The sequence below is a fragment of the Pedobacter sp. genome (genome assembly GCF_041645105.1).
Classification (GTDB): Bacteria; Bacteroidota; Bacteroidia; order Sphingobacteriales; family Sphingobacteriaceae; genus Pedobacter.
This window is the reverse complement of sequence record NZ_JBAZQQ010000001.1, coordinates 523,713-543,299: the sequence shown is the minus strand read 5'-3', so window position 1 is coordinate 543,299 and position 19,587 is coordinate 523,713. Positions and strand designations below refer to the sequence as shown.

The following is a 19,587-nucleotide window of genomic DNA, read 5'->3' as shown; positions in this document are numbered from 1 at the left end:
ATGATGAACAAATTTTTTTATACAATTATTGTTGCTTCACTAACAGTTGGTGCTTATGCCCAAAAATCTGATGGAAGCACAAAATCTCTGGTAAAAGCCGAAAAGGAATTTGCTGCAACCCTGGCTAAAAGTGGCTCTAAGGCTGCCTATGCTTCATTTGCTGCTGCAGATGGATTGGCATTTAGGCCAAACCCCGTAAATGCAAAAACATTTTACGCGTCACATCCAGATAGTAAAGACATCAGTTGGACACCTGTTTATGCTAAAGTTTCCAGAAGTGGAGATTGGGGTTTTACCACAGGCCCGTACACGGAAAAAGGGGATAAAACATCTTATGGTCAATATTTAAGTGTTTGGAAAGCCAATGGTTCTAAATGGGAACTTGCTCTTGATCTAGGAACTAGCAGCAATAAGCCTTTGAATAAAGTAACTCCTGTATTTATTGAACCTAAAGACTTTTATAAACCTAAGTTTTTAAATGATAAGCAAAGAGCTGCTGGAGCAGATATCATTGCTACTACAGAAAAAACGCTGAATACTACTTTAAAGTCTTATGGAATGCCTGCTTTTGCTGGGTTCTTAAATCCAGACGCACGTTTGCTGTTCCCAGGATATGAGCCAATGATTGGCAAAGACAATATCCTGCCTTTCTTTAATAGTATGATCAGTAAAATAGCGCTGAAAACTACTAAGGTAGATAAAGCTGATGGTGGAGATCTGGCTTATACATATGGTATAGCTACTGTTGATTATAAAGCGGACTTAAGAGAAAGCTTTAACTATGTTTTCATATATGAGCGTCAGGCTGATCATAACTGGAACATTATTGTTCAGGTGTTTTCGCCAGCAGAACGTTAATATGATTCTTAAATATGAAGAGGTACTATATGCAGATATGGTACCTTTTTTGTTTAAAGCCAATAAATCCTTAATTTATGCCGTTATTAAAATATTCATGAAGAACCTACTTATAATTACTACACTCATATTCGTATCATTTACTCCTGTCAGTGCTCAAAAGTTTATGTTGATAGGTCACCAGGGTGCAAGAGGTATTATGCCAGAAAATACCATTGAGGGAATGCTCAAAGCATTGGATCTTGACGCTAATGTATTAAACATGGATGTTGTGATTTCTAAAGATGAACAGGTTGTTCTTTCTCACGAACCGTATTTTAATAACGAGATCAGTAAAACTCCAGCGGGTAAACCTATTTCTTTTAAGGATGAAAAGAAATACAACATGTTTAAAATGGATTATGAGGAGATCAGAAAGTTTGACGTAGGGTCAAAGCTACATCCAAGGTTCCCTGGACAAATGAAATTTAAAGCATATAAGCCATTGCTTGAGGAAGTAATAGATTCTGTGGAAGCTTATGTAAAGAAGAATAGATTGGCAAAGCCACTTTATAATATAGAAACAGCCTTGATCAGAAAGGGAGATGGGGAGTTTCAGCCAGATGCCTCAGTGTTTATTGAGCGGATCATGGAAATAGTGAAGAAAAAGAAACTAACAAAAAGAGTGATCATCCAATCACTTGATTTGCGTACGCTTCAATATTTAAAAGAGCATTATCCGAGTATTAAAACATCTCTGATGGTTGATGAAAAGCAAGACTTTGAAGATGGTATACAGGCGCTAGGATTTACACCCGACTATTACAGTCCATATTATGTGCTGGTAGGAAAAGGTTTGGTAGACCGTTGCCATGCTGCTGGTGTAAAGATTATTCCGTGGACGGTAAATACTGCCAAAGACATGAATTATTTGATTAATCTTGGTGTTGATGGTATCATTACCGATTATCCTAATCAGTATACACGTATCATGCAGCAAAAAAGAGACTAGTATAAATTCTTAATGATGTTTTCTATCGATAAGCCTTCGGCTTCTGCACGGTAATTACGTACAATACGATGTCGTAAGATAGCTTCTGCTACTGCCTGTATATCTTCAATGTCAGGAGCATATTTTCCTGTAATTGCAGCATGGCATTTAGCACCTATAATCAGGAATTGTGAAGCCCTGGGCCCTGCACCCCAGTTGACGTATTTGTTTACCTCTTCAGTCGCCAAAGAGGTATTTGGACGTGTTTTACTAACCAGTTTTACTGCATATTCTACTACATTGTCTGTTACCGGAATATTCCTTACCAGTTTTTGGAAATATTGAATCTGACTGGCATTAATAATCTTGTTCAGTTTAACCTCATTATTACTGGTTGTATTTTTTACAATAGTCAGCTCATCTTCAAATGAAGGGTATCCCAAATGAACATTAAACATAAACCTGTCCAGCTGTGCTTCAGGTAGGGGGTAGGTTCCTTCCTGCTCAATAGGATTTTGAGTAGCAAGAACAAAGAAGGGCTTAGGTAAGATATGTGTTAATCCTGCAGCAGTGACAGCTTTTTCTTGCATTGCCTCTAATAATGCTGCCTGAGTTTTTGGTGGGGTTCTATTGATCTCATCAGCAAGAATGATGTTAGAGAAAATAGGGCCATTAATGAATTTAAAATTACGGTCTTCACCAAGAATTTCAGCGCCAATGATATCACTCGGCATTAAATCAGGAGTAAATTGTATCCTGTTAAAATTTAAGTCTAATACATTTGCTACAGTCTGAACCAATAACGTTTTCGCTAATCCTGGTACACCAACCAACAAACAATGTCCATTGCTAAAAATTGAGATCAGGACAGACTTGATAATTTCGTCCTGTCCAATCACCACTTTTCCTATTTCAGCTTTAATGCTTTTGTAGGATTGATGCAAAGCATCAACAGCTTTAATGTCATTGTCAAACTCCATAAATGTTATTTTTTTGCAGACTTAGCCGACCAGATTTTTAACTCATCACAGTTGTCGTAGTCCTCATCAATACGGATATAAGTGTTTTCTCTTCTTTTTTCGAACCACTCACTTAAGATCTTATCTGTTTTTTCCTGTTGTGCTCTTTCTTTAAATTTAGCATAATCCTGCTCAAGATTCCCTTTGTGAGGTGGGATTTTAGATTTCAAATAAAGAATCTTATAGCCATCTTTACCACTTTGATCGGTAAATAAGGTAGGTTTTGATATTTCACCCACTTTCATAGTATCTACAATCAGGAATACTTTAGGATCAAGCTTGTCAGCAGGTATAAATGTTGTTCTTGCCGTTACGTTGTCAGCATAAAGAATCATACCCCCATTGTATTGGGATTCTTTATTGTCTGAATACTGTGATGCTGCAAAAGAGAATGGTATTTTTTTACTAACAAGATTCTGATAAATGGTATCAGCTTTAAATTTGATGCGTTCCAAACTTGCCGGTGTAGTTTCCGGGCGAATTAAGATGTGACGTGCGTTTACCTGTTCACCACGACGCTCTATTACCTGTAGAATATGGAAACCATGTTCGGTTTCAAAAACAGGAGAAATGTCACCTGCTTTTAATTTAAAAGCCTGAGCGGTAAATTCTTTTACCATTCTGGTACGGTCAAAGAAACCCAGATCTCCACCATCAGGTGCCGATCCCGGATCCTCAGAATACGATTTTGCAAGGAAAGCAAAATCTTCACCGCTTTTTATTCTTAAGCGTAATGCATCAATCTTATCATGGAACTTTTGTTTTTCAGCTTTGGTAAGCTTAGGATACATTACAATTTCACCGATTTCGAACTCTGTAGGAATATCTGGTAAGCTGTCTTTTTTGTACCCATCAAAATATTTTTTCACCTCTAAAGGTGTGATGCCAACATCCTGAGTAATTTTTTGCTGCATTTTATTGGATATCAGCTGTTCCTTAATGTCGGGTCTGATCTCATCTTTATATTGCAATACGGAGCGGTTTAAGAATTGCTCTAAACGTTCCTGCCCACCAGCTCTTTGAATCTGGTAGCGCATACGCTTTTCTACTTCTTCATCAATCTGAGATTCATCTACTGTAACAGAGTCAATTTCCGCCTGCTGCTTCAATAGTTTTTGAGCAAGCATTTGCTGGAGTATATAGCATTTTACATTTGGATCATCTGGATTTCCAGAATTAAGAAACTGTGCATATTGCTGATTTAAATCAGATAACAATATAATATTGCTTCCTAATACCGCTACGACTTTATCTATGTTCTTTTTTTGTGCCTGGGTATTAAAAAACAAACAGATTAATCCGCTTGCGATCAAAAAAATTCTCTTCATTATATATTTATTCAATTGTATTCTTTTTGCAAATTTAATATTCTCAATTGCTATTGACTAGTTTAATCCAACTTTGCCAGTTTTCTTATCTCATTTTGATTAATTTTCACACTATATTTCTTTCTTAGTGTATCAATCCAATCTTTTTCAATTCGTTCCTGATCATCAATAGGCTTATTCCATACCTTTATTTCCGATACATTAAACATTAAAGCTGCATCTCGGTACTCATTCATCATCATTTTATGGGCCTGACTTGTTTTGGAAGTTCTTTTTTGAGCATCCAATGCAGACTCATAGTTTTTCATTTCCGCAAGATACGCAGTATCGGTGTCTAAACCCATACCTCTTGCATCTAAAACTTTAAGCTTAAAGTTGATATACTGGTTTAAATAATCTTCTAAATCTTTCACCGAGGTAGTTGAATTGCCTTTATGGTTCTTTTTATAAAACCATAAAAATTCCTTATTGCTAATAGGCTTTCCATTAATGGTTGCTACATTTTGTGCAAATGCACCTTTAATAAAAAAACATAAGATTAAAATGCAATAAGCTTTTCTCACAAAAGATATATAGTGTATATTTTTAAGGCATAAAAGTAATAAATAAAGGCACTATAATAAGATATTTAACTAATTTTAACAGAAAAAATATTCCTAGTAAAATTATCATTAATGGATAGCCAATTGACAGCTGATGGAACAGCCTTACATTTATTTTTTACAGACGATGTTTATTTAGTTGATGATGTTGGTAATCAGGGTGTTGAATTTGGTGTAAAAGCCGATAAACCAGGACTTTCATCTAAAGAAAATGTCACTTCTTCAGTTGAGTCTATTGTTAATTCTGCTGCTATAGTTGCTGAAACTCCAGTTGATATTATAGTTCCTCAATCGATAGCGTTTAAATACTTAGGTAAGAACCTGCGTAATATTCTGATTCTGGTTAACGATGAGCAAAATGATGTAAGTGATGAGAACGGGCGTGAATTGTTGCGTAAAATTGTAAAATCAATAAACCTAAGTGCGAATGATTTTGCCTTACTTAATTATGCAAAATACAAAGGGGTAGGGTTTGAACAATTGCAGTCACACTTTTCAAGCACTTTGATTTTCTCTTTTGGTGTTACTCCTGCTGATCTTTCTATGAGCAAAGCACATCCTGAACATGTTATTGTGATGGAAGGACCTGTAAAAATGATATTCTCTGCGGAGCTAAGAATATTAGATAAGAACCCTGCTGGGAAAAAGGCATTATGGGGAAGCCTTCAAAATCTTGGATTATAATATGAGAGAACTTGTTTTTGCGACAAATAACCAGCATAAAACGCAAGAAGTGCGTAATATGCTGATGAATGAATATAAAGTGTTAAATCTGAACGATATTGGCTGCGATACTGATATTCCTGAAACTGGTGATACCTTTGCTGAAAATGCCACATTGAAGAGCCGATACGTTACAGATCATTATCATATGGACTGTTTTGCTGATGATAGTGGTTTAGAAATAGAAGCATTAAATCAGGAACCAGGTATTTTTTCTGCCAGATATTCCGGTATAAAAGATGATCAGAAAAATCTTAATCTGGTGCTTCAGAAAATGGAAGGACAGTCTAATAGAAAGGCACGTTTCAGAACCGTTATTTCCTTAATTAGAAATGGAGAGGTTTTTCTTTTTGAAGGTATCATTAATGGTGTGATCAGGACTAGTCCTTCTGGTGAAAAAGGCTTTGGTTATGATCCTATTTTCGAGCCTGCAGGTTATGATATAACTTTTGCAGAAATGAGTATGGAACAGAAAAATCAAATTAGTCACAGGGCATTAGCCATGAATAAACTGATTACTTTTTTAAAGGAGCAACCTTAGTCGTATCACTTTTTGAAATGCTGTCAACAACAGGTTTTACGATACTTTCTTTAATAGTTTTCCTTGCGGTACTGTCCTTTTGAAGTCCTGGGCTAACAGGTTTTTCCAGCACTTTATTCTTTAAATCAACAATTGTTTTCTTTAAAGAATCTGTTGCGGCGACTGGGATTTTAGTGTTTTTAGGCGGGATTGTTACTGTATCTTTAGCTGGCGTGCCTTTAGTGCTTTTGACAGGTGTACTTTTTGCGGGTGCTTTTTTTGCGGGCGACTTAGCCTTGGCTCTTCCACTAATTACCTCCTTTTTAGATCGTGGTCTGAGTTCTGGTTTCCAGGTAAAGCCAGTTAAAAAAACATCTTCCTTTAATTCAGGAACGGGTGTTCTGATTCCTTCAGGTTCTCTGATTGTCACAATCCTTGCAATTTCTTTATCTTTAAATAAGATTTTTATACGACTACTTACCGTTTGGTTCATATCAGTATAGATCTTTTTTTCATTTTGATTGAAATAAATACTCTCTGCATTTCCATCCACAAACATATTTTGGAGCTTTCCGTCATCGAAAAAAGCAGTAATTAGTTTTCCTTTAATCTGATTGTATTTCGCAGAATCAGCGTTGACGTTTACCAGAAAAGCATTTTGCAGGACTTGCAATGTTCTTAACTTTTTGTTTTTTAACTGCAGGTAAATGGTGTCTCCAGTTTGCTGTGAACCCTCTGCCCAAAGAATAGGATCCCGGTACCAACGAAGAGTGGAGTCTGCTGCAGTATAAAATAAGGAGTCGGCTTTAGCCTGCATGTTCGACTTATAAACCCTTACATCATGGTAAGCCTTAATAATCCTTGTTCGTACAGTGTCTTCAGGATTGAATGGTATAGAATCCTTGACCGCAACATTTTTCATTTTATTAGCAAGATCCCCCTTTAAAGTTGTGTCTGCTTTCCCTTTTGGTAAGGGGTTTACTTTTCCCTTTAGAGCAGTATCAATTTTCCCCTTTACTATTGGAGCTGCAGCTTTAATAGCTTTTGAAACGCTGTCTTTACCTGTTTTTAAAATGGAGTCCGCCTTCGATTTTAACACGGAGTCTTTTGGTATCGGGGTTGTCTTTTTAAGCAGTTGCAGACTGTCCATTAGTGTACTATCTTTTAAAAGGCTATCTGCTCCTTGCTTAATTTCAGTACTTTCCAATGGCTTTTTGGGCGTATTTTTTCTTGCCTTTGCATTCTTTTTAATGTCCTTATCAAGCTTTTTTGGAGCTGAAGTGTTTTCATTTGGGATAGCCTTGGGGGCTGCAGGACTAACCTTTTTATCTTCAGGATCGTCTTCTTCACCTAGTTCATTATCTTTTTTAATGACAGGTGAGGAAATTAATGTCAGTGATTTTTTTAGAACCATTTGTGTCTCCAATGTATCAGCTCCCATCCATAAACTGTCTGGTTGTTTTATATTGTTTACCATAATGGAATCTGCAGTACCTAAGCCTATATAAGGGTTTTTGGTAACTAAGGTTCTTTCATCTTTTTTATAGTAAAAACCAAGTTGACCATACATCACTGTTTTATCAGTAGTGTCTTTAAAAACTATATTTCTTACTGCCTTTCCGTATCCGGCAATACCATCGTAGTATAAACTATCTCCTTTAAGGGATTTTGATCCCATGGTATACAAATTTTTCTTTCCGAAATAGGCATACTGTGTTTTAGTATTATAGGCGCCGTTTTCGGTGTATAGGTTGTCGTCTTTACCCTTGATATTGGTAGGTCCGTAAAAATAAGTCCAGTTGGTTAATGTGTTATAACGCAAGGTATCTGAATTGATCACACTCTCTGGGGTTACTACAACTACATTATATCTGAAATAAGCATCACGGGTATTTGAAAAATAATAACCGTTTTTACTGGTTAAAGTTACATCCTTACTTACAATTTTACCACCGGTAATATAGGTGCCATATTTAGTAGCCATATTGTAATCCAGTATATTGGTAGTCAGTACAGATTCACGGTCTACCATTCTTACATTACTGGTTAAATGTGCAATTTTTGTATTCCCGTTGTAATTTAGTCGGTCGGAATAAATGTTAATTGTATCAGCCTGATTAATGTGTACATTATTAAAAGCATCAAAAACGTTTTCATTTACATAAAAAACGGCACTGTCACAAGTCAAGGTCGCATTATCTTGTCTGAATACGGGTTTTCTTAAATAAGAAATATTCTTTTTTGCATCTACATTTGTTGCTTGCCAGCTTTCGACAATGATCTTGGTCTTCTGCTGTGCAAGCACAGAGCTGGATAATAATAATAGAAGTAGGAAATAGTGTATTTTTTGCACAATACAAAGTTAGTTTTATAATTTGTTTTTTTAAAGGTTATGATATCATCATGGATTATTATTCATTATTTTTGAAACCATGTTACCCCTGCAAAATTTTCAAACCTATATCAGTCAACATAAGCTTTTTCAGCCAGAAGATAAAATCCTTTTAGCTGTAAGTGGGGGTAAGGACTCTGTTTTAATGGCTCAGCTATTTAAACTCTCTGGATTTGAATTTGGTATTGCACATTGCAATTTTAATTTAAGGGCAGCGGAATCCCAAAGAGATGAAAATTTTGCAAAAATGCTGGCTGCAACGCTCGAGGTTCCGTTTTATGTGACTCATTTTAAAACGAAAGATTTTGCAGAAAAAAATAAGGTATCTACGCAAATGGCAGCGAGGACACTTCGTTACGAGTGGTTTGAGGAGCTTAGACTGCGAGAGGGATATGATTATGTTGCTTTAGCACAACATCAGGACGATGCTATAGAGACGGTATTGTTAAATCTTACACGTGGAACTGGTATTGCGGGATTACATGGGATTTTGCCTAAAAAGGATAAGCTGATCAGACCTTTACTGTTTCTTTCAGCGGCAGATATTACATCAATCATCAAAGAAAATAAAATAGATTATGTGGAAGACAGCTCCAATTTGAGTACCTACTATTCACGTAATAAAATCAGACTGAATGTGATCCCTCAACTTAAAGAGATCAACCCTAATCTTGAGGAAACTTTTAGTCACAACATCAGACGTTTTGCTGAAACTGAAATGGTTTTACAGCAGACCGTGGATAGATTAAAACAAGAAATATTAAAAGAAAAACAAGGAAGATTTTATTTATCCATAGAAGCAGTGAAAGCTTTAATTCCTAAACAATTATTGCTTTTTGAACTGCTCAGGCCATTTGATTTCACGGAACCTGTTGTTGCTGAACTTTTAGAGCGTTTAGATAAGCAAAGTGGTACTGTCTTTCTGAGTAATTCGCACAGGATTGTTATAGATAGAACGTCTCTGATTATAGATAAGTTGACCGATCAGGCATTAAGTAATTTACTTATTCATGCTGATAATGGCTTGATAAGATTTGGTGAAAGTCAGATTCTTATCAGTTCATCCGATGATCTGAACTTTAAGAAAAATAGAGATATTGCCTATGTTGATGCTAATAAGCTTGTGTTCCCATTGGTGTTGAGAAAGTGGCAGGATGGAGACCGGTTTATGCCATTAGGAATGGAAAACTTTAAAAAACTAAGTGATTTTTTTATTGATGAGAAAATCCCAATTAGTGAAAAGGAGCAAATTCCAATATTGATAAATGGAAATGGCGAGATCATCTGGATTGTAGGCTGGAGGCAGGATAATAGGTATAAGCTTACTAATAGTACCAGGAAGGTTACTGTTTTTGAGTTGCAGCAGTTACATATTACAATTCCTAAACAATCTTAAGCAGGTCGAAAGCAGGATGCAATAAAAAAACCAGTAACTTTATTGAAAATACACGCACACATGGGAAACCGATACGCTTTTTTTGAAAAACAATATATTGGCCGGGATTACATTAGAATTTGTATCAGGTTGGTAATGGCGGCATTTTGTTTTGCAGCTTACGTTTATGAACGTGATCGCGATAATACCCAGGATCTTTTTCTGGTGGTAGGTTTTGGCATTATAGGCGTTTCTATATTATTGCTTTTTCTGATTCAGTATAAAACGATGATAGCTGATAAGAAAATTATCATTGATGGCTTGTGGTCAGCAAGAAAAGTTGTGATTGATTTAAATTCAATAGTAAAGGTTAGAAAAGATTCTTATAGCAGCTTTTCATTAAATAATCCGGTGTACAATTTGCACCGTAAAGGCAGTATTAGGTTTTATTCTTCAGGTAAAGATGCCGTTGTCCTTACAGACCGTGATGGCTTAGAGTATTACATTGGTACACAAAGACCAAATGAGATGTATCTGGTTATTCAGGAAGAAATGAGAAGTTAGCTAAATAATTGCATTAGTTTAACACAATCATCGTTTTAAGTACTGTACTTTGCAGCGTTAAATAATTTCAATGAAACCGTCGTGAGCATAACGATAGCGGATATATGCTCATGATAGCTTCATGAAACTAATTTGTTTTTATGAAAATAGGTATTGTTTGTTACCCTACTTTTGGTGGTAGTGGCGTAGTGGCTACTGAACTTGGAAAGGCATTAGCCGATGAAGGCCATCAGGTACATTTTATTACATACAGTCAGCCAGCACGCTTGGATTTCTTTTCTGCTAATCTTTTCTATCACGAAGTATCTGTAAGAGATTATCCTCTGTTTGATTATGCACCTTATGAATCCGCATTAGCGAGTAAACTCGTTGATGTAGTAAGGTTCGAAAAACTGGATATTCTACATGTACATTATGCGATCCCACATGCTTCAGCTGCTTTTATGGCAAAGCAGATTCTGGAAACTTATGGTATTTATATCCCTTTCGTAACCACCTTACATGGAACAGATATTACACTTGTTGGGAAGGATCCAACCTACAAGCCTGTGGTTACTTTTTCGATTAACAAATCAGATGGCGTAACTACTGTTTCTGAGAGTTTGAAGAAGGATACCGAAGATCACTTCGATATCACAAATGAAATCAAGGTCATTCCCAATTTTATAGATTTCTCACGTTTTAGTTTAAAGCCAAAAGATCACTTTAAAAAGGCTATTGCTCCTAATAATGAGCGGATATTGATTCATACCTCCAATTTTAGAAAGGTGAAGCGTACCGCAGATGTAATTCGTATTTTTCAGAAGATTTTGCAGAGAATTCCATCTAAATTACTAATGGTAGGTGATGGTCCGGAGCGTGCATCTGATGAGAAATTGTGCAGGGATCTGGGGATTTGTGAGCATGTACGCTTTTTAGGTAAGCAGGATGCTGTAGAAGAGATTTTATCCGTTTCGGATTTGTTCTTAATGCCTTCTGATTCTGAAAGCTTTGGCCTGGCAGCCTTAGAAGCTATGGCTTGTAAAGTGCCTGCAATTACTTCTAATTCTGGTGGTTTACCAGAATTAAATGTAGACGGTTTCTCTGGTTTTATGAGTAATGTTGGTGATATAGATGATATGGCTGAAAAGGCTGTTCGTATTCTCGAAAATGATGAAGTTTTACAGCAGTTTAAGGAAAATGCATTTGCCAGGGCTCAGGACTTCGACTTGAAGAAAATCCTACCGGATTATGTAGCATATTATAATAAGGTTATTGCGGAATCAACAAAGTTGGTGAAAGTTTAAATTTCCTATTTAATAGGAGCAAAGACCAAACATACAGGAGCATTTAACTCAATTCTTTTACCGGTATCCTTTAAGATGCCGGTTTTTTTATTGCGTTCAAAGATGACAACGTTATTAGTGTATTGGTGGCCTATCAACAGGTACTTGCCAGTCGGGTCAATTGTAAAGTTCCTGGGTCCTTTACCCAATGTACTTATACGAGAAACTGATTTAAGTTTACCATTAGCCTGTATGGCAAATGCAGAAATGGTATTGGCATCGCCCCGATTGGTTTCGTACAAGAATTTTCCATCTGGAGAGATGTGGATATCGGCTCCGTCAATCCTTCCAGAGAAGTCCTTATCTGTAGTCGCTATTTCCTGAATTTTGTTCAGTTTTCCATTATTATAAGCATAAGTCGTAATGCTGCCATTAAATTCATGTGCAAGATAGGCGTATTTGCCATTAGGACTAAATGTAAGATGTCGTGGGCCAGAACCTGGAGTAGTTTTAACGATATTGTTAATGCTTAGTACCTTTTCTTTTCCTTCTTTGTTGTAGTTATATATGTATACCTGATCTTCACCCAGGTCTATACAAACTACATACTTATGGTCTGGTGTAAATTGGACCTGATGTGCATGAGCACTTTCCTGTCTTTTTTGCGGATCTATACTTTTTCCTGTATGCTGAATTAATTGTTTTAAAGGTGTCAAACTACCATTGGTTTCTATTCCAAAAACAGAAATGCTTCCGCCTCCATAGTTGGCAGAAAGAACATGTTTCTCATCAGCAAGTACAAAGCAAGCGCCGCGGCTGCCAGTTGACTGTTTGTTTAAAAAGCTTAATTCAGCTTTTAAACCATCAAAAGCAAAAGCACCTAATGTGCTGCTTGAGCCTTCAGAAACAGAGTAGAGGAATTTATTGTTGTTGCTAACAGCTACATAGCTGGGATTAGATAATTCTTTGGCTACACTTTTGAATTTAGAATCAGCAGTATTAATGTCAAAGTTATATATATAGATCCCCTCACTTTTACCTGGACTGGTGTAAGTCCCTATGATTAAATTGTAGTCCTTTTGTTGTGCGAAGCTTTGCAGTGTTAAAAGTATTAGCAATAAAAGCGAGGGGATCTTTTTCATATTATGTTTTTTATTTTATCAGGTGCTTAATCTGGATTAGCTCATGCTCTTCCAGGTAACGCCATCTTCCACGTGGAAGATCTTTTTTTGTAAGGTTACCATACACAACACGGTCCAGTTTTACTACATCATATCCTAAGTGTTCGAATATACGGCGTACAATCCTATTTTTGCCACTATGGATTTGTATACCTACTTCACGTTTCGATCCTCCGGTTACGTAAGATACAGAATCTGGTTTAATAATACCATCTTCAAGCTCCAAACCGAATTGAATTTTATTCAGGTCGCCCTGACTTAAACTTTTGTTCAATTCAACATGGTATATCTTAGTGATGCCATTTTTCGGGTGAGAAAGCTTATCAGCAAGGTCACCATCATTAGTCATAAGCAATAAACCTGTTGTATTGCGGTCTAGTCTGCCTACAGGATAAATGCGTTCTCTGCTTGCTTTGTCGACCAATTGCATAACTGTACGACGTTCCTGAGGGTCATCAGTAGTAGTGATGTAATCCTTAGGTTTGTTTAATAGCACGTAAACTTTCTTTTCGCGTTTAAGCAATTCTCCATTGTAACGCACCTGATCGTTTGCCGGGTCAATTTTATGTCCCAGTTCAGATACTACTTCACCATTTACAGAAACTACACCTGCAGCAATAAGCTCATCGGCTTTACGGCGAGAACATATCCCTGCATTTGAAATGTATCTGTTTAAACGGATTAATCCATCGTCCTTCTGAACAGGTGCATTTTTTCTACCACGCATGGTTGGAGCTTTTTCAGGACCTGCCCATGTGTTATTACGTTCCTGACGAGTTGGGCGTTCAGAACGCTCTCCGCGATCAGTACGATCAAAAGAACGTTCAGGACGATTGCCTGCACCCTTGAATCCGGTTTTAGCACCATCATCTTCTCTTTTTCTGAAAGGTCTGTTGTCAGTGCTTCTTGAAGACTGACTTTTTTTATCATCAAATTTGCGGAAAGGTTTATCTCCTTCAGTATTGAAATGATCTTTCTTTATATAACTACGTTTGCTTTCTCCAGCTGGGGTTTCTCTTGAGCCAGCATCTTTAAAAGAACGTGGTTTAAAATCTTTGTTATCGTTATCTCTGCTGCCAGATTTGAAATCTCTGGGGCCGGTGCTTCTAGAGCCGAAGCTTTTATTGTCGCCATCTCTGGAACCTCTTGATTTGAAATCACTGCCAGAACTTCTTGGTTTGAAATCTTTTGAATCTCCGTCTCTATCCGCTCTTGGTTTGAAATCTCTTTTTTCTCCCTCTCTGGGTTTAAAGTCTCTGCTTTCTCCGTCTCTTAGTGTTCTAGGCTTAAAATCCTTGTTGCCACCAAACTTATTGTCTCTTCCTTCTTTATCGTCAAACTTGCTTTTTCCCTTGTATGAAGACGACGCTCCAGCTGGTTTTCTGCCTGTTGTGCTTCGGTTTCCCGGTTTGGACTTGTCATCCCGACTGTTCCTGTTGTTGTTTTTTATCATGATACGCTTTTATCCACATAATTTATGCGGGCGACAAATTTACGAAAAAAAGTACTCATTCCTAATTATACTGTCTGAGAACTGCAATTAAGCGTCTGACTAGTACCAGATTTTGGTGAATTGGGAAATCAATTTACAAGATTTTATGCCATTTAAGCATGGTGGCTATGAGTACAAATAAAGCTACTTAGTGTATATGTGTTTTCTTAGTGAGTAATTGGCAGGCGTTAGACTCCGGGAGTTTTATATTTAGCCGAGAAAATACTGCTTTTCACGGCTTTTAGAAACGTCCTTTAAGTATGCTTAAACATTGATTTTGAGGGTTTGTTTTGTAATTCATTGATAATTAGATTAATATGTTGTATCTTTGCCGACGTTTTTAAATTATTCACCAAAAAAAGGAGGAAAATGATAAAGAAACACATAATAACATGTACGGTAATAATATCATTACTGGTTATGGCAAAAGTGTTTGCTTACAACATGCCCCAAGCAGCGAAAAGTATTTCAAAAGAAGAAAAAATAACAAGTACAGATACACTAACATCAAACATCACGAAGGAAGCTTCATTGATGGATCAATTAAACTTTGCAGACGAGACATTGCCACTTGGTGATGTCAAAGTAGAGCGGAAAATGAAGAGGACGCTTGCTGCACATTACTTCAGTAATTTACAGACCAATAAGCTGCACAGAAAAGCTGCAGAATGGTTTCCGATAATCGAACCGATCCTTGCCGCTTACGGCATTCCCGAAGATTTTAAATATATGCCTTTGGTTGAATCAGGGTTAAATAGTGGTGTCTCGCCTAAAGGTGCAGCAGGTTTTTGGCAATTTATGCCTGGAACAGCCCGTATGTATGGTTTGAAAGTTAATGCAAAAGTTGATGAGCGAAACAATTTACGTAAATCAACTATAGCTGCCGCTAAATACATAAAAGAACTATATCGGACTTTTGATAGCTGGACGCTAGTTGCTGCCGCTTATAATGTAGGTGATGGCCACATGAGACGTCAAATCTCCAAACAAAATCAGGATAACTATTTTAAACTAAAACTAAATCAGGAAACTGGTGGTTATGTTTATAAATTGATTTCTATGAAACAAATCGTGGAGAATCCTAATGATTACGGTTATACAGCACCACGTACATTATTGGCTTACAATGCCGAACGTGATAGAAAAGCTGAAGACAAAACTGTTGAATAAACAGTTAAAGATACTCGCAAATTGGGGAGCCGTTTAGTTTATACTAAACGGCTTTTTGGTTTGTAGGAAAATTATTATTTTACCCCCATATGGTATTGTTGAAACTGCAAATAACTGAAATGACCTATTGCCCGGGAGAAACGCTGATTATTCGTTTTGAGCCGGTAAATGGTGAAAAACCAAAGTATCTGGCAGGTCAGTTTTTAACCCTTGTCTTTGATGTAGCTGGAAAAGAATTAAGGAGGTCCTATTCCCTGTGTAGTTCACCCGATGTTGATGAGCCTCTTGCTATTGCTATTAAGAGAGTAGAGAATGGTGAAATATCTAGATTATTACACCATAAAACTGCTGTAGGGGATGTGCTGACAGCTGTGGAGCCAAATGGTCGCTTTAATTATAAACCAGAACTACTAAAGCAAAGAACAGTCTTTCTTTTTGGTGCTGGTGTTGGAATCACTCCATTGTTTTCTATTATAAAAACGGCATTGATCAGGGAAAAAAATAGTAAGGTTATTCTGATCTATAGCAACCGATCAGTGGCTCAGACATTGTTTTATGATGAACTGAATGCATTGCAAAGGCAATATACAGAAAGGTTTAAAATTGTTTATGTACTTAGTCAGTCGCAAAATCTGCTAATGGCCCGCCTAAATGGGGAACTAATAGAACGGTTGATTAAAGAGTATCTGGAGTTCGAGAAAATGGATGCTTTATTGTATACCTGTGGACCGATCGATTATATGGACGTATGTCGGATTACCTTATTGAACCTTGGTTTTGATCAAGAACAGATTAAAAGAGAAACTTTTGTTTTGCCAGAGGACGAGGTAGATGAGGACGATTCAACGGAAAAAGTTATCAAGCACACCAATACCTACAATGTTGTATTAAATTTTAAGAACAATATTTATAATATAGATGTTCCTTACAATAAGACAATCTTAGATGTAGCACTCGAAAACAAAATCGGGCTGCCTTACAGTTGTCATGCCGGGATATGTAGTACCTGTACTGCCAATTGCATCAAGGGTGGGGTTGAAATGGATTATAATGAGGTGTTGATGGATGATGAAATTGCTGCTGGAAGGGTATTGGTCTGTACCGGGCATCCAACAGAAGATGGTACTACAATAGTCTGGTAAACTTAAATTAAGTGATGACAATGTGAATGTAATTTTTAGTTTTGCACCGTTGTTTTGATAAAATTTTTAGCAATTTTGCAGTGTAAAGAATTGCAATCTTAAAATAAAGATTCAGCATCTTTTATAAATATATATGAGCAAAAATACTGTTGACCTTGGCGAGCAAAGAGATGTAGAAGTATATGGTGCAAGGGTACATAATCTTAAAAATATTGATATCTCCTTTCCAAGGAATAAACTAGTAGTTATTACTGGTTTAAGTGGTAGCGGGAAGTCTTCTTTGGCTTTTGATACCATTTATGCTGAAGGGCAGCGCAGATATATGGAGACCTTTAGTGCCTATTCCCGCCAATTTATGGGAGGAATGGAACGTCCGGATGTAGATAAAGTATCTGGCCTGAGTCCGGTTATTGCCATTGAGCAGAAAACCACTAGTAAAAACCCGCGCTCTACAGTGGGAACTATCACCGAAATCTATGATTTTATGCGTTTGCTATATGCACGTACTGCGGATGCATATTCTTATAATACCGGTGAAAAAATGGAACGCATGAGCGAAGATCAGATTCTTGAAAATATCTTCAAGAAGTTTGATAAAATGCCTGTTAATATCCTGGCTCCGGTTGTAAAAGGACGTAAAGGTCATTACAGGGAGTTGTTTGAGCAGATCCGTAAACAGGGTTATGTAAAGGTTCGTATCGATGGTGAAATCCAAGATATTACGGCTAAAATGCAAGTTGACCGCTATAAAATCCATGATATTGAGATTGTTGTAGATCGTCTGATTGTTGATCGTGAAGATCTTAAACGCTTACAGGATTCTTTGCAAACTGCGATGCGTTTAGGTAAAGGCATTATTAAAATTAGTGATAAGGAAAATAATGTAGCTCACTTCAGTCGTTTTTTGATGTGTCCAACTACGGGGATCTCCTATGACGAGCCTCAGCCGAATAGTTTTTCTTTTAACTCTCCTTATGGGGCCTGCGAGAACTGTGACGGTTTAGGGTATATCTTCGTCGTAGATAAAGAATCCGTAATGCCAAACCCTAAGCTCAGTATTATGAGCGGTGGCTTAGCGCCCTTGGGTGAATACAGAGATATATGGATGTTCCAGGTTTTAAAAGCCCTGGCAAAAAAGTATAATTTTTCTTTATCTACACCAATTGAAAAGCTAGGAGATGATATCATCAATATTATATTGAATGGTTCTCATGAGCTCCTTTCAGTGGCTGTGGAATATAACAAATGGAACGTACAGAACTACCAGATCACTTTTGATGGTATTATTAAACTGTTGGAGGAACAGCAAGAGCGTAAAGGTGAAGGGGCGGTAGATGATATGGAGAGTTTCCGTAAGTTAAAGACGTGCCCTGTGTGTAATGGTGCGCGTTTGAAGAAAGAAAGCCTGAATTTTAAAATAGATGGCAAAAATATCTTTGAACTTGCAGAAATGGATATCAGTTCTGTTAAAACCTGGTTTATAGGGTTGGAAGACCGGTTAAATGATAGGCAAAACACCATTGCTAAAGAAGTTTTGAAAGAAATCCGTTCAAGGCTTGGTTTTTTAAGTGATGTGGGATTAAATTATTTATCCCTTGATCGCACTGCGCGAACGCTTTCAGGTGGAGAAGCACAAAGGATTAGGCTTGCTACACAGATAGGGTCACAACTGATGAATGTGATGTATATTTTGGATGAACCAAGTATTGGACTTCACCAACGTGATAATGAGCGTCTAATTGGTGCTTTAAAGAATCTGAGAGATCTGGGAAACACAGTATTGGTGGTTGAACATGATAAAGACATGATCCTGGAGGCTGACCATGTGATTGATGTAGGGCCTGCTGCAGGCTTGCGTGGCGGAGAAATTGTTGCGCAAGGTACTCCAGCCGATATTTTAAAATCTGATACGCTTACAGCTGCTTATTTGAATGGAAAGAAAGGAATTGAGGTGCCGAAGAAGAGAAGAAAAGGCACAGGACATAAGCTTTCTATCATTAAAGCTAGTGGGCACAATTTAAAAGATGTGTCTGTAGATTTTCCTTTAGGTAAGTTCATTGCTGTAACAGGTGTTTCAGGTAGTGGTAAATCCAGCTTGATTACAGAAACCTTATACCCAATATTAAATCATCATTTTTTTAGAGCGAAGAAACATCCTCTACCATACGAAAAGATCAATGGGTTAAAGGAAATTGATAAAGTTATAGAAATTGATCAGGCGCCAATTGGACGTACACCACGTTCCAATCCATCTACTTATACCGGTGTTTTTTCTGACATCAGAAATCTGTTTGTGCAGTTACCTGAAGCAAAGATCAGGGGGTATAAACCTGGCCGTTTCTCTTTTAATGTAAAAGGCGGACGTTGCGAAACCTGTCAGGGTGGCGGAATGAAAGTGATAGAAATGAATTTTCTCCCTGATGTGCAGGTGCCATGCGAAGAGTGTAATGGTAAAAGATATAATCGTGAAACGTTGGAAGTACGTTATCGTAGTAAGTCGATCAGTGATGTACTGGATATGAGTATTGAGGAGGCTTGCGACTTTTTCGAGAATATGCCTGCTATCTACAGAAAGATTAAAACACTGAAAGATGTGGGGTTAGGCTATATTACTTTAGGACAATCTTCTACTACACTTTCTGGTGGTGAGGCTCAGCGTGTTAAGTTAGCTACTGAACTTTCAAAAAAAGATACAGGCAAGACATTTTATATTTTAGATGAGCCTACAACTGGCCTGCATTTTGAGGATATAAATGTATTATTAGGTGTGCTTAATGAACTTGTGGAACGTGGAAACACGGTACTGGTTATTGAACATAACCTGGATGTGGTAAAAGTGGCCGATTGGGTAATTGATTTAGGTGAAGAAGGCGGTGTTGGAGGGGGAAGAATTCTCTTTGAAGGTACTCCAGAGGGCTTGATACAAAACCCGATTAGCTTAACCGGCAAATTCCTTAAAAAGGAAATGGGCCTGTAAAATCAACAG

General features: G+C 37.2%; 16 protein-coding genes. 10 read left to right on the top strand and 6 right to left on the bottom strand.

The genetic code is table 11. The features are described from left to right. Together WC623_RS02280 and WC623_RS02275 are read left to right on the top strand one after the other, a co-directional pair. Positions 1-858, top strand: a complete 858-nt coding sequence (locus tag WC623_RS02280) for a nuclear transport factor 2 family protein (RefSeq protein ID WP_372847888.1) — start codon at positions 1-3, stop codon at positions 856-858. 97 nt (positions 859-955) lie between these two features. Next, the gene (locus WC623_RS02275; RefSeq protein WP_372847887.1) at positions 956-1,849 is read left to right on the top strand and encodes a glycerophosphodiester phosphodiesterase family protein; all 894 of its coding nucleotides are present in this window, start codon (positions 956-958) and stop codon (positions 1,847-1,849) included. Here the strand turns inward: WC623_RS02275 and WC623_RS02270 are convergent. The 3 genes from WC623_RS02270 to WC623_RS02260 all read right to left on the bottom strand — a co-directional run bounded on the left by WC623_RS02270 (position 1,846) and on the right by WC623_RS02260 (position 4,738). Beyond that, on the bottom strand, positions 1,846-2,808 hold the full coding sequence (locus WC623_RS02270; RefSeq protein WP_372847886.1) for an AAA family ATPase: 963 nt from the start codon (positions 2,806-2,808) through the stop codon (positions 1,846-1,848). The two genes, WC623_RS02275 and WC623_RS02270, sit on opposite strands and share 4 nt — an antisense overlap. A gap of 5 nt (positions 2,809-2,813) precedes the next feature. Then, on the bottom strand, positions 2,814-4,175 hold the full coding sequence (locus WC623_RS02265; protein ID WP_372847885.1) for a peptidylprolyl isomerase: 1,362 nt from the start codon (positions 4,173-4,175) through the stop codon (positions 2,814-2,816). A gap of 62 nt (positions 4,176-4,237) precedes the next feature. Continuing rightward, positions 4,238-4,738, bottom strand: a complete 501-nt coding sequence (locus WC623_RS02260) for a hypothetical protein (protein WP_372847884.1) — start codon at positions 4,736-4,738, stop codon at positions 4,238-4,240. 111 nt (positions 4,739-4,849) lie between these two features. Here WC623_RS02260 and WC623_RS02255 point away from each other — a divergent pair, with 111 nt between their 5' ends. Both WC623_RS02255 and WC623_RS02250 read left to right on the top strand, forming a co-directional pair. Then, entirely contained in the window at positions 4,850-5,461 is a 612-nt protein-coding gene (locus tag WC623_RS02255) for a hypothetical protein (protein ID WP_372847883.1), read from the top strand. Position 5,462: 1 nt separating this feature from the next. Continuing rightward, positions 5,463-6,041, top strand: a complete 579-nt coding sequence (locus WC623_RS02250) for a non-canonical purine NTP diphosphatase (RefSeq protein WP_372847882.1) — start codon at positions 5,463-5,465, stop codon at positions 6,039-6,041. On the opposite strand, the gene WC623_RS02245 is transcribed toward WC623_RS02250, so the two are convergent. After that, positions 6,016-8,373, bottom strand: a complete 2,358-nt coding sequence (locus tag WC623_RS02245; RefSeq protein ID WP_372847881.1) for an OstA-like protein — start codon at positions 8,371-8,373, stop codon at positions 6,016-6,018. The genes WC623_RS02250 and WC623_RS02245 overlap by 26 nt on opposite strands. 79 nt (positions 8,374-8,452) lie before the next feature. Here WC623_RS02245 and tilS point away from each other — a divergent pair, with 79 nt between their 5' ends. The 3 genes from tilS to bshA all read left to right on the top strand — a co-directional run bounded on the left by tilS (position 8,453) and on the right by bshA (position 11,637). Further along, a complete protein-coding gene (gene tilS, locus WC623_RS02240; RefSeq protein ID WP_372847880.1) occupies positions 8,453-9,808 on the top strand; it encodes a tRNA lysidine(34) synthetase TilS in 1,356 nt (451 codons plus the stop codon). A gap of 60 nt (positions 9,809-9,868) precedes the next feature. After that, the gene (locus WC623_RS02235) at positions 9,869-10,351 is read left to right on the top strand and encodes a hypothetical protein (RefSeq protein ID WP_372847879.1); all 483 of its coding nucleotides are present in this window, start codon (positions 9,869-9,871) and stop codon (positions 10,349-10,351) included. Positions 10,352-10,491: 140 nt separating this feature from the next. Next, entirely contained in the window at positions 10,492-11,637 is a 1,146-nt protein-coding gene (gene bshA / locus WC623_RS02230; RefSeq protein ID WP_372847878.1) for an N-acetyl-alpha-D-glucosaminyl L-malate synthase BshA, read from the top strand. A 5-nt stretch (positions 11,638-11,642) separates the two neighbouring features. Here bshA and WC623_RS02225 read toward each other — a convergent pair whose 3' ends face one another. Continuing rightward, a complete protein-coding gene (locus WC623_RS02225; RefSeq protein ID WP_372847877.1) occupies positions 11,643-12,758 on the bottom strand; it encodes a lactonase family protein in 1,116 nt (371 codons plus the stop codon). 10 nt (positions 12,759-12,768) lie between these two features. Further along, entirely contained in the window at positions 12,769-14,250 is a 1,482-nt protein-coding gene (locus WC623_RS02220) for a pseudouridine synthase (protein WP_372847876.1), read from the bottom strand. A 459-nt stretch (positions 14,251-14,709) separates the two neighbouring features. Between WC623_RS02220 and WC623_RS02215 the strand changes: the two genes are divergently transcribed. The 3 genes from WC623_RS02215 (at position 14,710) to uvrA (ending at position 19,578) form a co-directional block, all read left to right on the top strand. Continuing rightward, positions 14,710-15,459, top strand: a complete 750-nt coding sequence (locus tag WC623_RS02215) for a lytic transglycosylase domain-containing protein (protein WP_372847875.1) — start codon at positions 14,710-14,712, stop codon at positions 15,457-15,459. Positions 15,460-15,548: 89 nt separating this feature from the next. Further along, positions 15,549-16,601, top strand: a complete 1,053-nt coding sequence (locus tag WC623_RS02210) for a 2Fe-2S iron-sulfur cluster-binding protein (RefSeq protein WP_372847874.1) — start codon at positions 15,549-15,551, stop codon at positions 16,599-16,601. Positions 16,602-16,734: 133 nt separating this feature from the next. Then, on the top strand, positions 16,735-19,578 hold the full coding sequence (gene uvrA, locus WC623_RS02205; RefSeq protein ID WP_372847873.1) for an excinuclease ABC subunit UvrA: 2,844 nt from the start codon (positions 16,735-16,737) through the stop codon (positions 19,576-19,578). Positions 19,579-19,587: the final 9 nt, after the last annotated feature.

Excerpts from the sequence above, each read along its gene's own strand:
- WC623_RS02280 (WP_372847888.1), top strand. The coding sequence starts at position 1 with ATGATGAACAAATTTTTTTATACAATTATTGTTGCTTCACTAACAGTT.
- WC623_RS02275 (WP_372847887.1), top strand. The coding sequence starts at position 956 with ATGAAGAACCTACTTATAATTACTACACTCATATTCGTATCATTTACT.
- WC623_RS02270 (WP_372847886.1), bottom strand. The coding sequence starts at position 2,808 with ATGGAGTTTGACAATGACATTAAAGCTGTTGATGCTTTGCATCAATCC.
- WC623_RS02265 (WP_372847885.1), bottom strand. The coding sequence starts at position 4,175 with ATGAAGAGAATTTTTTTGATCGCAAGCGGATTAATCTGTTTGTTTTTT.
- WC623_RS02255 (WP_372847883.1), top strand. The coding sequence starts at position 4,850 with ATGGATAGCCAATTGACAGCTGATGGAACAGCCTTACATTTATTTTTT.
- WC623_RS02250 (WP_372847882.1), top strand. The coding sequence starts at position 5,463 with ATGAGAGAACTTGTTTTTGCGACAAATAACCAGCATAAAACGCAAGAA.
- tilS (WP_372847880.1), top strand. The coding sequence starts at position 8,453 with ATGTTACCCCTGCAAAATTTTCAAACCTATATCAGTCAACATAAGCTT.
- WC623_RS02235 (WP_372847879.1), top strand. The coding sequence starts at position 9,869 with ATGGGAAACCGATACGCTTTTTTTGAAAAACAATATATTGGCCGGGAT.
- bshA (WP_372847878.1), top strand. The coding sequence starts at position 10,492 with ATGAAAATAGGTATTGTTTGTTACCCTACTTTTGGTGGTAGTGGCGTA.
- WC623_RS02225 (WP_372847877.1), bottom strand. The coding sequence starts at position 12,758 with ATGAAAAAGATCCCCTCGCTTTTATTGCTAATACTTTTAACACTGCAA.
- WC623_RS02220 (WP_372847876.1), bottom strand. The coding sequence starts at position 14,250 with ATGATAAAAAACAACAACAGGAACAGTCGGGATGACAAGTCCAAACCG.
- WC623_RS02215 (WP_372847875.1), top strand. The coding sequence starts at position 14,710 with ATGGCAAAAGTGTTTGCTTACAACATGCCCCAAGCAGCGAAAAGTATT.
- WC623_RS02210 (WP_372847874.1), top strand. The coding sequence starts at position 15,549 with ATGGTATTGTTGAAACTGCAAATAACTGAAATGACCTATTGCCCGGGA.
- uvrA (WP_372847873.1), top strand. The coding sequence starts at position 16,735 with ATGAGCAAAAATACTGTTGACCTTGGCGAGCAAAGAGATGTAGAAGTA.